The organism is Parabacteroides sp., assembly GCF_977054455.1.
Window position 1 is genome coordinate 131,948 of record NZ_CDRTCT010000005.1, and the last position, 13,902, is coordinate 145,849.

The 13,902-nt window shown below is 49.4% G+C and carries 11 protein-coding genes; 4 read left to right on the forward strand and 7 right to left on the reverse strand.

Going from position 1 to position 13,902, the window contains the following annotated elements; genetic code table 11:
- Nucleotide 1: 1 nt before the first annotated feature.
- From ACW6QF_RS03790 to ACW6QF_RS03815, 6 genes are all read right to left on the reverse strand, one after another.
- Complete coding sequence (locus tag ACW6QF_RS03790) at nt 2-3,139, reverse strand: cyclically-permuted mutarotase family protein (protein WP_456086895.1); 3,138 nt, start codon at nt 3,137-3,139, stop codon at nt 2-4.
- 177 nt (nt 3,140-3,316) lie between these two features.
- A complete protein-coding gene (locus ACW6QF_RS03795) occupies nt 3,317-4,936 on the reverse strand; it encodes a BNR-repeat neuraminidase N-terminal domain-containing protein (RefSeq protein ID WP_456086887.1) in 1,620 nt (539 codons plus the stop codon).
- Nucleotides 4,937-4,952: 16 nt separating this feature from the next.
- On the reverse strand, nt 4,953-6,200 hold the full coding sequence (locus ACW6QF_RS03800; RefSeq protein WP_456086896.1) for an MFS transporter: 1,248 nt from the start codon (nt 6,198-6,200) through the stop codon (nt 4,953-4,955).
- Nucleotides 6,200-7,396: an AGE family epimerase/isomerase gene (locus tag ACW6QF_RS03805; protein ID WP_456086888.1), complete on the reverse strand. Its 1,197-nt coding sequence runs from the start codon at nt 7,394-7,396 to the stop codon at nt 6,200-6,202. Before ACW6QF_RS03805 ends, ACW6QF_RS03800 begins: the two co-directional genes overlap by 1 nt.
- A 13-nt stretch (nt 7,397-7,409) precedes the next feature.
- Nucleotides 7,410-8,327, reverse strand: coding sequence for a dihydrodipicolinate synthase family protein (locus ACW6QF_RS03810; protein WP_298551007.1), 918 nt, complete (start codon nt 8,325-8,327; stop codon nt 7,410-7,412).
- Between the two features lie 28 nt (nt 8,328-8,355).
- Nucleotides 8,356-9,570, reverse strand: a complete 1,215-nt coding sequence (locus tag ACW6QF_RS03815) for an ROK family transcriptional regulator (protein WP_298551005.1) — start codon at nt 9,568-9,570, stop codon at nt 8,356-8,358.
- Nucleotides 9,571-10,072: 502 nt separating this feature from the next.
- On the opposite strand from ACW6QF_RS03815, the gene ACW6QF_RS03820 reads away from it, so the two are divergent.
- The 4 genes from ACW6QF_RS03820 (at nt 10,073) to ACW6QF_RS03835 (ending at nt 12,591) form a co-directional block, all read left to right on the forward strand.
- The gene (locus tag ACW6QF_RS03820; protein WP_298551003.1) at nt 10,073-10,513 is read left to right on the forward strand and encodes a DUF3791 domain-containing protein; all 441 of its coding nucleotides are present in this window, start codon (nt 10,073-10,075) and stop codon (nt 10,511-10,513) included.
- On the forward strand, nt 10,510-10,995 hold the full coding sequence (locus tag ACW6QF_RS03825; protein ID WP_298551001.1) for a DUF3990 domain-containing protein: 486 nt from the start codon (nt 10,510-10,512) through the stop codon (nt 10,993-10,995). Before ACW6QF_RS03820 ends, ACW6QF_RS03825 begins: the two co-directional genes overlap by 4 nt.
- Nucleotides 10,996-11,059: 64 nt before the next feature.
- A complete protein-coding gene (locus tag ACW6QF_RS03830) occupies nt 11,060-11,845 on the forward strand; it encodes an SDR family NAD(P)-dependent oxidoreductase (RefSeq protein WP_298550999.1) in 786 nt (261 codons plus the stop codon).
- Between the two features lie 230 nt (nt 11,846-12,075).
- Entirely contained in the window at nt 12,076-12,591 is a 516-nt protein-coding gene (locus ACW6QF_RS03835) for a hypothetical protein (protein ID WP_308573245.1), read from the forward strand.
- Here the strand turns inward: ACW6QF_RS03835 and ACW6QF_RS03840 are convergent.
- Nucleotides 12,581-13,753, reverse strand: coding sequence for an ATP-binding protein (locus tag ACW6QF_RS03840; protein WP_298551068.1), 1,173 nt, complete (start codon nt 13,751-13,753; stop codon nt 12,581-12,583). The genes ACW6QF_RS03835 and ACW6QF_RS03840 overlap by 11 nt on opposite strands.
- Nucleotides 13,754-13,902: the final 149 nt, after the last annotated feature.

Below are 13,902 nucleotides of genomic sequence, written 5' to 3' on the forward strand. Positions count from 1 at the left end.
ATCAGGGGAGCGTCAGTTCAAAAGCATTGACCTCCGGCGTGCGGATGCCCGGCTTTAGTTCTCCGCCAATTATGATTACCGTGTTGGCATTGTTTGCGATGCCGGCGCCGGCACGTGCCGGTTCTTCGTAGTCGCCTAAGTGGGTCCAGCGCTTTGTGAAAGTGTTGTATTGTAGCAGGGAGGTGTTGAACTTATACCAGTCGGCAGGATGCAGCAGATAATCCGGTTGAGGGCGGTTAAGAGCGTCACGGAAACGGTCGTAGTTCACGCCTCCTGCCAGCAGGATGGAGCTATCGCCCGATGCGACGGCGCAGCCTCCCGTAACGGTACGGTGGGAACCGTCTGCTAAAGAAGGCAAGGATCCTTCGTCTCTCCACTGTTTTGTCTCCGGATGATAAGAAAGCATGTCTGTACAGACAATGGCTTCCTGACGGGCGGATGCCGGCTGGAAACCACCGGCCAGATAGAGCCGTACGCCGTCCCCGGATTGCTGGGCTGCCAGGACGGGCTGTACGCGGGCAGGCCCGGGAAAATCCGGTAGCCGCACCCATTCCTTTTGAGGTGACGGCGTTAGCTGCAATGAAAAGAGCAGGTTTGTTGGGACGGTTTGCGAACCGCCCTTACCTATTGTCGCTCGCAGCTCGCCGTTCCCCCCGGCGACATACAGGCAACCGCCGGCGTATGCGGCCGACAGGTTATCCATCGGCATAGGGAGTGACGGCAGTTCGGAGATATGCAATTGCTGCTTTTCCCTGTCCCAATTCAGGAAAAAAACCTGTTTGGAAGCTCCTTGCCGGTTGTTTCCTCCGATCCAAACGATCCCTTCGGGGGTTGTGACCGATGCCCCGTAGGCAAGCGGCAACGGCAGTCTGCCGATCCTTCTCCATTCGGCGGGGGATCGGTCAGCCATATCTAATGCGTATATATCGCTGTAGTATTCTTTTGTACCCCCTTCGGCCGCCGGTTTGTCGGGAAAGTTGCACCCTCCGGCCACCAATAGCTTGTCGCCACTGATGCCCGTAAACGGAGCCGATACGCCCAATGCCGGATCCTTTTCAGTGCCGGGCAGGTCGGGCAACCGGAACCAGCTGACCGGAGCCGCTTCCGAACGGAATGTCGAAGCCGGTAGCTCCGCTTCGTTCACTAAATTGGCACGGGTGAAAGGTTGCCAGCCGTAACGGACGAATTTCGGGTTCCGGATCTGTCCGCTCCATACTTTTACGGTCTTTCCATCGATGATCTGTGCCTCTGCGGGGACGAATAAACCATCGTGTTCGGCTATCTCGAAAGTACGCAGCCGGTCGCCGTCGGAACTGTGCATGCCTTTTCCGTAATCGAATGTGACATAGGCGGCGCCGTCCTTGAATGTCGCCGAGCGGTAGAGAGGGCCGGAAGGCAGGACCTCGTGCCCGTAGGTCTTGTTGAGCGCCCAGTGAGCGAGGCGTTCCCCTATCTCCCGTTTGTGGCGCGGGTGGACATCCAGGGAGTCGCCGTGGTCGCTGCTGACCGCCATGCCGCTGTTGGGGATCGACCGGAGCATCCGGCGTTGGCTGTCCCGGAACCAGGGCCAGCCGGGACGGTCGATGCTGGATAGTTGCACATAATAGAAAGGCAATTCTTCCGCCCAGTTCTCCCGCCAGTTTTTTGTCAGCAGATGGAACAGTCTCTCATGCGCTTCCATATTGTGGGCGTTCGATTCTCCCTGATACCAGATGATCCCCCGTATCGGGAACTTTTCGAGCGGCCGGATGCCGGACTCGTATAAGTAGCAAGGCTCGTAGGGATGCCGTTGCTGTTTGTTCGCCGATTTGCGGAGATTGAGGGCGGCGCGTTCCCGTGCCCAGCCTTGAATGAAATCATTCTGTTTCCAGTCGTAGAGGATGTCGGGAAACTCGAGTTCCAACGTCTTGCGGTCTATCCAGGCTTCCGCCGGCGAACCGCCTATGGCGTTCAGGATCAGTCCGACCGGGACCTGCAAGCTGTCTGACAACATCTGCCCGAACGCAAAGGCCACGGCGGAGAAACGGTTCGCCGTCTCTTCGTTGCATTCCTTCCATTCGGTGTCCCGATAATATTGGAGCCTGTTGAGGGAGTCCAGTGTCGAAATGTCCCATTCCACCGCACTTGTCGCCCACCGGGGCTTCATATCGAAAAGGCGGATTTGCGGTTTCCCGGCGGCAAATTCCAGAAAAGCCTTTCGTTGGCTGTCGATGGCACTGCTGACCTGGAACGCCATATTCGACTGGCCGGAGCAAAGCCATACTTCGCCGATCAGGACATTTGTATAATCCAGTCTTCCGGATGCGGCGGAGATACTCAACGTGTACGGTCCTCCTGCCTTCATCGGCGGCAGGGTGACCGACCATTTCCCGTCCGAAGCTGTTACCGTTTCGCCTTTCTGTCCGGCGATGCCGACCGTCACTTTTTCCCCGGCATTGGCTGTCCCGGCTATCCGGAGCGGTTTCTCCCGTTGGAGTACCATATTGTCCGAATAGGTCACGGGCATTTGAAGACCTCCGTAATCTCCGGTCAATGTCCGGCAGACTGTCCGTGCGATGATTCCGGCCCCTTCGGCTGTGGGATGCAAGGCGTCGGACAAGAGGTCGGGGCGGTCGTACAGTCCCGCTTGCAGGTCGATCAGCCCGGTATGGGCGAGTGCTGCGATTTCTTCGATGTTTTGTTGTATCTGCCAGTACCAGTCGCGTGTGCCCGATTTGAAGCGCGTGTGGCGGTGGGAGATCGGCGTCAGGCGGCAGATCCATATTTCACATTTCGGATTCGCTTGCCGGAAAGCATCGATCAGGGCCAGATAATCCTTCGTGAAGTCATCCCGGTAATTCGGCCAGTCGCGCGGATCGGTGTCGTTCAGCCCGAGATGGATGACGACCCGGTCGGCGGCAAAGTCGAGTGCCGCCTTGCATTCCTCCTGCTCGTTGTAGGGACGGTGTCCCCTTCGCAATAGCGTCGCCCCGCTTTTTCCGAAATTGGCGACTTCGTATCCGTTGCCCAACATCCGTTGGAGCTGGGCGGGATAACTGTTCTTTTCGCGGTCCTCGATTCCGTGACCGTACGTTACACTGTTACCGATACAGGCTACCTTGATCTTTTGCGCTTGGATGGTACCTGTCGGTTGTTTCATGCCTATGGAACAAAAGTTTTCCGCAAGGGAAACAAAAGTTTCTCTATAGGGAAACTTTTCTCCGTTCCAAGCCTCTTTCTGCGGCCAGGGAAGCAAATGAGGGATACCGGCTGCACAGGCAACCAATATCCCTACATATAAACTTATCAATATGAACAGTATGCGTTTCATGCCGGATTATTTGACCAGGTCGGTCAGCTTGACGGCCTGGAAAGTCATATGGGCGACGCTCGATTCGTAGAAGATGCCGACCGTCTCCTTGTCGATCATGGACAGGCAGGAATAGCCCCAGCCTTCCTCTTCGTCTAATGTCACCTGGTTGGAGAGCGGCCAGGTCATGCCTCCGTCCGTACTTACCTTTATGGTGATATGGTTACGTCCCTTCGTCGTGTTCGGGTTGGAGAAGATCAGCAGGTCTTTTCCTGTTATGTTGTCTTTGGCATCCACGTGGATGAGGCTTGCCATACAAACCGGTTCCTGCAGGGCGCTGCGGCTGGACGGATGTTCGTGCCAGGTCTTGCCCAGGTCGCGGGTGATGGCCACGGCGCGACTGCCTCCCCGGTTGTCACGCATGTTCAGCATCAGGACGCCCGGTTCGATTTCGGCAACCTGCGCCTCGGTCGTGTTCGTGCGTGCCAGGTTATGCAGATGCCAGGTGCTTCCCCGGTCTTTGCTGTACATGATGCCGGCATTCGGTACGCGGGTGGAATCGATGAACTGGATCGGGAAAACCAGCGTCCCGTCTTTCATCGTGATGCCCCGTCCCGGTCCCTGCAACAGGAAGTACCAAGAAGGATCTTTCACCTGAGAGGTGATGTTGATCGGCCGGCTCCAGGTCTTGCCGTCATCTTCGCTTTTGACAAGCATCAGTTGCGCTGTATTGTCCGGTTCCATGCCCGGCATGGAGTTCCACCAGGCACGTCCGTTTCCCATGCCGTGCGTCCAGGCGGCAACGATCCAGATCGTATTTGTCTTTTCATCCACCAGGATAGACGGGTCGCCCACGCCATTCTGTGCGTGAGGCAGGCCGCCCGTTTCGCCGAACGTCATCGCCACGCGCATCGGCTCCCAGGTCTGTCCCTTGTCGGTGCTGCGGCTTATCCCTATGTCGACCATTTCCTGCAGGTCCACACTGCTGTTGTAGCGGATATCGTACACGCCCAGAAGCGTCCCGTTGTTGGTCGTTACCAGCCCCGGAATACGGTAGGCCGAAGCCCCGTCGTCACCGGCGTGGCGGACACCGATTCCCATGCGGCGGACATCCGGTTTGCCGTCCCACACGATTGCCGCCGGCATGTTATTGATTTCCGCCATCGGCATCTGGACGGTGAAGGTAGTCAGCAGGGAAGCCTCAGACTTCATCTCGATGCTGACCCAGTAATAGTTGATTCCTTCCACCATCGGCTGGCTGCTGGTGAAGGTCACGACATTGGCGATATCCGTCACCTCACTCTGCTTCACGGAGTAGGCGGGATTGGCAACCTTTGTCTTGCCTTCCGCATGGCTGGAAATGTAGGCAACCGGACGGTAATGCTTTCCCTGCCGGGAAGTCGCCTCCGTTCCGCTATAGAAAAGACGTAAAGCCTTTATGTCGTTCAGGTCGATCCCCTTTTCGAATTGCAGGGAAAGCTTGTTGAGTACGTCTCCTTTGTGTGCCTGTATGCGCATTTCCACCAGGATATTGTCTGTCCGGTCGATCAGTATCGGGATCTGCGGCTTTCTGACAAATAAGCTATCGGCTGCAAAGGCCGTTTGCAGGAAGAGAAGGAGGCTGAAATAGAAAAGGATCTTTCTCATGATGTTTTTATTTTAATTATTTATCGGTCATGTTGACTGTTTTCGGGCGTAAGAAGATGACTTCCACCACCAAGGCGACGAATACCAAGCCGGCCATCATCGCGAAATCATGTCCTAAGTTGCCGGCGTCCGTCGATTCGCCCAACAGTTTTGTGATGATCGCCCCGGCAAATACCCCGGTCATGTTCATGATGCCGTAGGCGGTCGCCCGGTAGCGTGGCGATACGAACTGGCAGAGGATCGGCATGTTGTTGGCATCGAAAATGCCGAAACCGATACCGAAACAAAGTCCGCCGCCGATAATCATCGCGAAACTCGTGCCGAACCCTAACAGCAGCAGTGCCGGAATGGTCAGGGCAAGCCCGATGGAACCGGTATAAATGCGTCCCCGTACATTGCGCTGAATCCATTTGTCGGATAAGATACCGCCTGCAATCACCCCGATGAAGGAAGAAATCGCGATCGTGAAGGTGGACAATGGTCCGGCTTCCGACATATCGATGGACAAATTCTCCGAGAACAAAGTCGGCAGCCAGTTTTTAGTCGCCCAACCCGGCAAGCTCGAAGTGGCGAAGTAGAGCAGGATGATCCAGAATGAAATGTTGACGAACAACATCCCCATTCCCTTTATCGCCGCTTTCACCGGACTCTCTTTCGGTCCGGGTTCCGAATCCGGTTTGGCGACCGTATGGTCTTTTTTCTCTTTCAGGAACAGGATCAATACAAGACTGTACGCGATCCCGATAATCCCGAACCAGTGGAATGTCGTTTCCCAACTGTAGGCTCCTGCGATCGTTGCTCCGAAACCGCCCAATGCCTGTCCGGTGTAAAGCCCGGTCATATGGATGCCGACCGCTAATGACCGCGTCTTTTCCTGGTGGTAATCCGTGATCAGCGAAAGTCCGGCAGGGATATACAATGCCTCGCTGACTCCCATGATGGCGCGGAGAATGTAAATCTGATTGAAATCAGTCGAATATCCCATCATCAGCGTAACGAACGACCAGACGAAGAGACTGCCCACGATCAGCCATTTCCGGTTGATCCGGTCGGCGACCATACCGGCGACGGGGCTCATCAGGCCGTATATCCACAGGAACACCGCCATCAGGCGCCCGAAGTTCGTGGCAGATTCCAGTTCGGTAATATCGATCATCATGGCAGACTTCATGGTCGAAAGCATCTGTCTGTCCATGTAGTTTAACAAAGCCACGCCCCAAAGCAGGGCGACAACGATCCAAGGGTAATATTTCCGATTGTTTATCATAGCCCTGAAAGAATTTCCTTACATAAAAGATTACATTTCAGAAGCATCCGGGGGATGTGGAACGGACCTTTGTACATGTTCCCCTTTGCCGGTTGCGAGAGCGTCCCGTCGTAATGGAAATAGCCGAACCATTCGCCGTATTCCTTGTCCGGGAAACGGGCGTAAGTGTATTCGTTGATCAGTTTGTGCATTTCGAGGTATTTCGGGTCGCCTGTCGCTTCATAAGCATACAGCGTGGCGATGATGGCTTCGCACTGCGGCCACCAGAACTTCATGTCGTGCCAGTATTCCTGCTGCGGACGGTTCTTGCAATCCCTGAAATAGGTGATTCCGCCATGTGTTTTGTCCCAGCCCCATTCCCAGGACCAGTCCAGGATCGTGAGCCCCATCTGCTTCAGCTGCGGGTCCCAGTTCCGGTGCTTGGCCTCTTCGAGGATGAACCATGCCGTTTCGATGGAATGGCCCGGATTGATGGTCCGGCCGGGAATCGAATCGATAAATTCGCCGTTCGGCCCGACCGTTTCGAGGATGGCCTTAAACTCCGGCTTCATGAAATCACGACGTAGTTCGGCTATCGACTCGTCGATCTGACGTGTCAGGACAGGATCGTCTACTGCCTCCCGGATGCGGGCGGCAGTATCGATCAGGATCATGCAAAAGGAATGCCCTTTTGCAACGAATCCTTCTCTGAATTTGGGCTCTAATGCGCCCGGTGTGTTTTTGTAATAGAGAATCTGTTTGAACAGCTTGACCGCTTTTTCAGCATAGCTCTTGTCACCCGAAGCGATCGAATACTGAGCCATGGCGATTGCGGCAAACGTTTCGGAAAATACATATCGGCGTTTTCGTACGGGAGTTCCTGTTTTCGTCACCTCGTAAAACATGCGGCCGTCGATATCGAAACAATATTTCTCGATAAAGTCGATCCCGTTTTTACAAGCTTCCAGCCATTCGGCCCGTTTTTCGAGGTTGTTGTAAGCATAAGCGAGAATAAAGGCGAACCGTCCCTGGAACCAAACCGACTTGTTCGTGTCCAGCAGCGAGCCGTCTCGGTCCAAACAGGTGAAGTAGCCTCCGTTCTCATGATCGATACCGTATTTCAGCCAGAAAGGCAGAATGTCGGTCAGTAAATCGTTTTTGTATTTTTCGCCCCAATACTCCAGGTATTCGGACGGTTTTGTCGTGTCGTTCATGGCGTTTATGGATTTAGAATTTATTGCATCTGTCGAAGAAATGAATGGCTTCGAGTTCCGCTTTCATGGCGGCCTCTTCCGCATCCGTCATATTCTGGAACGGCGTCCGGTTTTTACCTAAATCAAGTCCGATCAGCTTCATGATCCGCTTGCCGCCCACGATATTGCCGCGATAATGGCAGATTACGTTGATCACTTCCTGTGAGAAGTTCTGGCGTTCGCGTGCCGTTTCGAGGTCTCCGGCGGCCCAGGCTTCGAGTATCCCGGTCAGCTCTTTGCCGTTGTAGTTGGTCGTTCCGCCGATGCCGCCTTGTGCGCCGCCCATTGCCAGGCATGGAAGGATTGTTTCGTCCTGTCCGTGAAGCATATCGAATTTGCCGTCTTTATACAAGCGGCACTGGTTGTATTCGTACAGGCTTTCGTATGTATATTTGATGCCGGCGAAGTTCGGGATACGCCCGTCCACCGCTTTCAGCAGTTCGACCATCGGCAGGAAAGCGCCGTTGAAAGCCGGGATATGATAGTAATAGAAAGGAAGTCCGGGTGCGCCGGAAGCGATTTCTTCGCAGTATTTCACCAGTTCTTCTATCCGGTTCACTTTCGGGAAAGGCGAGGCCATGGCTCCGATTCCCCAGGCTCCGATCTTTTGGGCATGCGCAGCCAGCTTGTGGCTCGCTTTTACGCAGGTGCTGCCTACGTGTACGATGACCTTGAATCCTGAAGGTGCCACTTCTACCCATCTTTCGGCCAGTTTCATGCGTTCTTCGTCGGTCAGCATATAGCCTTCTCCCGAAGATCCGTTGATAAACACTCCCTTTAAACCGTTTTTGACCAGAAGCTTGGCATATGCTTCTATCGGTTCGTAATTTACTTCCCCGTTTTCGTAGAACGGTGTGAAAGGTGCATCAATTAAGCCTTTAATCTTTTCCATTATCTGTGCGATTTAATGTGTTTTACTTTTAATAATGTATCATGCCGAGCAGCTTGCTTCTCGATAAGAGGCAGGCTCCGAATGCGCCTGCCCTTTCCCCTAATTTGGATATTCTGATTTCCGTGTCCTGGTTGACCAGGTTGAGCGAATATTTACGGATGGCGCTCTTGATCGGCAGGCTGATATACTCGCCTGCCAGTGAAAGCGTTCCGCCCAGTATGACCAGTTCCGGATTGAAGATGTTCATCAGACCGGCAATGCCTTTCCCTAAATTTAGCCCCATTGTTTCCAGAATCTCGATACAGAGCACATCTTCTTTCCGTACCGCCTCGAGCAGGTCGTCGAGCGAGATTTCCTCTCCGTTGTCCAGCTTCCGGGCGAGTATGGTGTTGCTGCCTTCCCGGTGACGTTCCATCAGGATGCGGTGGAAAGCCGATCCGGAAGCCTCTGTTTCGAGACAGCCTTTCTTGCCGCAATGGCACAGCACTTCGTTCTCGAACATGCAGAAATGTCCGAACTCCCCGGAAAAGCCGGATTTCCCGTAGTATAAATTACCGTCGATGATGATGCCCAGTCCCAGCCCCCACGCCATATTGACGAACAGGATGTTCTTTTCTCCCTGCACGGCTCCTTTCATATATTCGCCGTAGGTCATGGCCCGGCTGTCGTTCTCAATGAAAACCTTCGCCTGCAACCGTTCTTCGAGAATCTGGGCAAGGGGTTTCTCTTCGAAATAGAAAATGCTGTAGCTATAGCCCGATGTCGGATTCACGCGGCCGGTGATGTTGACTCCGATCGCCAAAATCTTCTTCCGTTCGACTGGCAATGAAACGATGAAATCGTCAATCATCTGGCAAAACTGCTCCAGTGAGGCAGGCGTATTTTCGAATTGGTAGGGGATGTTTTCTTCGAGTTGTACCTTGTCGCCCTTGAAATCGATCGCTGCGATGTTCAGTTTGTCTTTCAGCATATCGACTCCCACGAAATATCCGGATGCCGGATTGAGGCCATAAATGTTCGGTTTGCGTCCTCCGCTGGTTTCCTGTTTTCCGAAGTCCAGGATATAGCCGTCATCCTGAAGCTCGGCGACCAGTTTGGTGACGGTCGGAATACTCAGGTCCATTTCACGGCCCAGATCGGCAATGGTCGCATCGCCATTGGCAATATAATAGTGGATGATCTTCTTTTTTAGAAGTTCGCTGCGGTTGTTATTATCGGAAGACAGTAAAAATTTTGTATTCATGGCTATAGAATATTATAATATTGAAATGGCTCTACAAAAGTATGTAAAATTTTTTCAAATATAGGGTTGTGAAAATAAAAATTTCAGGGTAATCATGCCGGGATATTCTATTTTGTTACCTACGCTCGCTGTCGTGTAGAAAAAGGAGCTTGCAACAGCCGAAAAGCGGCATATTCTACGCAAGTTCATGTATGATGAAACTACAATAACCCCTCCTAAAAGACGGATATTTGTATCTCGCTAATATTCAAAACTTTGTCAAATATCTTGTTTCTTAAAAAATATTACCCTTGCGGAAAATTTGAAATATATGGGGTATAAAATCAAATTTCATGCGCTATTGTTTCGATTTGGACCAACGGGTATTTGGGAAAACGATACAATAAGCTAAGTATGACAAAAAGTTTAGTTTTAAGAATATTTCCTCTTCGAGTTAAAAAGACTCTTGCAGGTATGTAAAACGATGTTTTTTATGTAAGTTTGCAAAAAGTAAAACGATAAAATGGAAACAAATCAAGGAGGACTTGACTCGGCCATGCTCCCATTCGTAATGCGTGAACTGGTTGAATTGGTTATGAAGAAAAAGGTGCTGTCTTTGGAAGATGCGCTGTATTATATTTATTCTTCCAAATTGTACAAATTGCTGTCGGATGAGAAAACGAAACTATGGTATTCAAGTACGTTATCGCTTTATGATACACTGGAAAAGGAAAAAACTGAAGAAAAGCGACAGCAAAACGATGATACGAAGGTTTTGCTTTTCAAGATGTTTTGTATTGAAAATTACAGGGAGGCAAAGAAACGAAGTGCGGCAGAAACTTTGTTACTGTTTTCCAAATATAAAGTCTTTGATTTTTTGGATGAAAATTTTGAAATGCTTCATACCCAAGACACAGAATATATATTAGATACTATAACGACCTATATTCATAAAAAGAAATGAGACTATATCATGGATCAACAGTAACCGTGAAACGGCCAAGCATACGAAAAGGACGGAAAACTACGGACTTTGGAAAAGGATTCTATACGACAACCAATTTCGAACAAGCAAAAAAATGGGCATTACTGAAAAAGAATAGAGAACAGAGTGAAAAAGCGATCGTTTCTGTTTATGAGGTTCCCGATAATATTCTCGATAAGGAATACTCTGTTCTTCGGTTTACAGGTGCAACAAAAGAATGGCTGGAGTTTGTGGTCAATAACCGTAGAGGCAAAGAAGCAGGTGGCTATGATTTGATAATGGGGCCTGTTGCAAACGACCAGTTGTATGCGACAATCCGGCTTTATGAACAAGGAATCGTTACGGCTGAAGCTGCTATTGAGATGCTAAAAGCGCATAAACTGTTCGACCAACTTTCATTTCATGCGGAACAGGCCGTTTTACTGCTGAAGTTTGTTGAATCAGTTGAAGTGAGAGACTGAGCAAGTCCGGCATATATCCGGATAAACAGTTTGTCACAATAATAAGAAAGAAAATTATAATATTATGAATATAAATCTAAACGGATTTACAGCGTTTGTTACCGGTAGTTCCAGCGGTATGGGCTTTGAAATGGCAAAAGAATTGCTGTCGCATGGAGCAACTGTTGTTATTGCAGCAAGAGCAGGAGCAAAATTAGATAATGCCTATGAAAAGCTGGCAAAAGAAGGATATGATGTTCATGCTGTTGCGCTCGATGTTCGGGATGAAAATTCGGTGAACGCAGCCGCCACTTGGTTCGGTGAGCATTTCGATCACTTGAATATGCTTATTAATAATGCCGGCATCGGCAATAATGCTCCTGGCATGGAGTTAGGACTTCAGCTCTATGATATACCTGTTTCCACATTTAATGCGATTGTAGAAACCAACTTTACCGGATATTTTCTGGTTTCCCGTGCTTTTATTCCGATAATGGTTAGAAATGGAAAAGGAAAAGTAGTAAATGTTTCTACAAGTACCAGTACGATGGTTCGGAAAGGAATGATTCCATACGGACCTTCGAGGGCGGCAGCAGAAACAATGTCACAGATTCTTTCGGAAGACCTTCGTGATCTGGGCATTATGGTCAATGTGATTTGTCCCGGCGGAGTGACCGATACGGGAATGACAACGGATGCAATGAGAGATTTATTTAGTCAGCACAACATTCCCATATTAAAAGCGGATGTTATGAACAAGCCGGTTTTATTCCTGGCATCTTCGTATGCGGATGGCTTGACAGGTGAAAAGATTGTTGGAAACGAATTTGATGAGTGGCTGAAAAACAGGAATATTTCATTCCCTGACTAAATGATATGATTTACCGGAGATAAAAAGGAAACTGCCGTATAGTTAGTAGTAGAATCTTTATTCGTGGATAGGGGTTTTTCCCATTTTCCCTGTCATATCAACAAAGTCAAACCAATAAAAAGAGAGTTGATATGAAAAAGAGTGTGATGTTTTTATTGTTGAGTTTAGTGTGTTTATCTGTTTCCGCACAAAATGGGAAAGTGAGAAGTGGGATAATAGGGGGTGTTTCAATGGATTGGTATAAGGATGAGGCGATGTCTAAAGGCAAAGTCGGGTTTAATATACCGGATATGAAACCTTCTTTCCATGTGGGATATCAGTTGCAAATCGAATTGAAGCATCGTTTATCGGTGGATGCAGCCTTATTATATGGGCAGAAGCGGGGAGAAATTGCCTCGGTTGGCAATAAAGCGACTCCCGTTAAAGGCTACAAAAGTAAGTTTGCAAGAAATTACATGGCTTTGAACGGAGTTCTGAATTATAATCTGATCGGGGGGTTGAAGGTAGGAGCGGGAGTTGAGCCTACTCTCCATTTTAAGGATAATATTATGATTGGGAAGACAATCAAATCTGCCTTTGACGTGCCGGTCGTCGTCAAAGCCGCCTATGCTTTCAAATACTTCGATCTGGCTCTGACATACAAACAGGGTACTTGCAATGTAATGAAAGGAGTCCCTTATATGAAATCGGGGTGGACACGTGATCTGCAAGTTTCTATCTTTGTCCCGATTTCCATTAGTAAATGAAGCCGAACATCCATAAAGGAATTTCGTTTTGGTAGGCATATTCCATGTCGTCTTTTACTATATATCCTTCAACTGCATTTTTTATTTGTGCCTTTTTTTTATTTCGTCCGCCGACTTCGAAAGTGCGTCCGTCAATTTCAAAGTCGCTTATAGGGGATGAGGTGATGAAATGCCCTACACGCATCCAAGTAAAGAAGACGGTTTCACGGATATTGCCTATATCCGGAGTCGTGTCGGATAACATGTAGGCGATGTCTGTATTGTTGAGATAGATTTTGTCTATCTTTTCCAGTACTTTTATGCCATTCGCCTTTTCGCGAAGCAGGTTGATGAGTCCGGCCTTTTCCAAGTAGAGCAGATAGTCGGGCAATGTGTTCCGGCTGATTTCCAGGTCGCGTTCCAATTTGGTATAATTAGGCTTGAATGGTACGCTTTGGGCAAGGGCATAAAGCAACTTTTTCAGTTTAAAAGCTGATGCTACATTCATTTCGGCAAATTGAGGTATGTCGGTTTCTACCATGAGTTTCACGACATTGCTTAATCGCAGGCGATACTCCGTTTCTGTGAAAAAAGGATAATAGCCAGCTTGCAGATAGCTTTTGAAAAGTTTAAGAGGACGTTCCTTTTCGTATGGGAACTGTACTTTCCCGGCTACTATGTCGGATAACGGATAGGCTGGCAATTGCCAGCCTTGGGTAAGATTGATGTATTCTCTAAAAGAGAGACCGGGCAAGTGATACTCCACTTTCCTTCGACTCAAGTCTGCACCTCCTTTTTCTAAATCCAGAATAGACGATCCTGTGTAAACGACATGGAGGCCGGGTAACTGGTCGTAGATGTTTTTTATCTCGGTTGACCATCCTTTGTATTTATGTATTTCATCAATAAAAAGTTTTTTCCCGCCTTGTGTGTAAAACCGGTAGGCTAAATCGAAAAGGCGATGATTGGTGAAATAGAAATCATCGGCTGTGATATAGAGTACATCTTCAGGTTTTTCGTACTTTTTGATGTGTTGAAGCAATAACGTCGTTTTGCCTACTCCTCTGGAGCCGACAATGGCTATTAATCTGCTGTCCCAGGCGATTTTATCGTGCAGGAAGCGAATGAAATCAGTAGATGTCAGTTCTAATTGAAGACGAAAGTTTCTATATAAGTTCTGCATCATTGTTCTCTTTTAAGTTTTTCTTTGCCACAAAGATAGTAAATTGCATGTTCTATTGTGCAGCTTTTGCTAAAAATTGCATATCGTAATGTGCGATTTGTGAAGAAAGATCGGGCTTATTTCTTGTAACAAGTATCTCCACAAGTTCA

Coding starts and splice junctions, on each gene's coding strand:
- ACW6QF_RS03795 (WP_456086887.1), bottom strand. CDS start 4,936: ATGAGAAAGATCCTTTTCTATTTCAGCCTCCTTCTCTTCCTGCAAACG.
- ACW6QF_RS03820 (WP_298551003.1), top strand. CDS start 10,073: ATGGAAACAAATCAAGGAGGACTTGACTCGGCCATGCTCCCATTCGTA.
- ACW6QF_RS03815 (WP_298551005.1), bottom strand. CDS start 9,570: ATGAATACAAAATTTTTACTGTCTTCCGATAATAACAACCGCAGCGAA.
- ACW6QF_RS03835 (WP_308573245.1), top strand. CDS start 12,076: ATGGATTGGTATAAGGATGAGGCGATGTCTAAAGGCAAAGTCGGGTTT.
- ACW6QF_RS03810 (WP_298551007.1), bottom strand. CDS start 8,327: ATGGAAAAGATTAAAGGCTTAATTGATGCACCTTTCACACCGTTCTAC.
- ACW6QF_RS03825 (WP_298551001.1), top strand. CDS start 10,510: ATGAGACTATATCATGGATCAACAGTAACCGTGAAACGGCCAAGCATA.
- ACW6QF_RS03840 (WP_298551068.1), bottom strand. CDS start 13,753: ATGCAGAACTTATATAGAAACTTTCGTCTTCAATTAGAACTGACATCT.
- ACW6QF_RS03830 (WP_298550999.1), top strand. CDS start 11,060: ATGAATATAAATCTAAACGGATTTACAGCGTTTGTTACCGGTAGTTCC.
- ACW6QF_RS03805 (WP_456086888.1), bottom strand. CDS start 7,396: ATGAACGACACGACAAAACCGTCCGAATACCTGGAGTATTGGGGCGAA.
- ACW6QF_RS03790 (WP_456086895.1), bottom strand. CDS start 3,139: ATGAAACAACCGACAGGTACCATCCAAGCGCAAAAGATCAAGGTAGCC.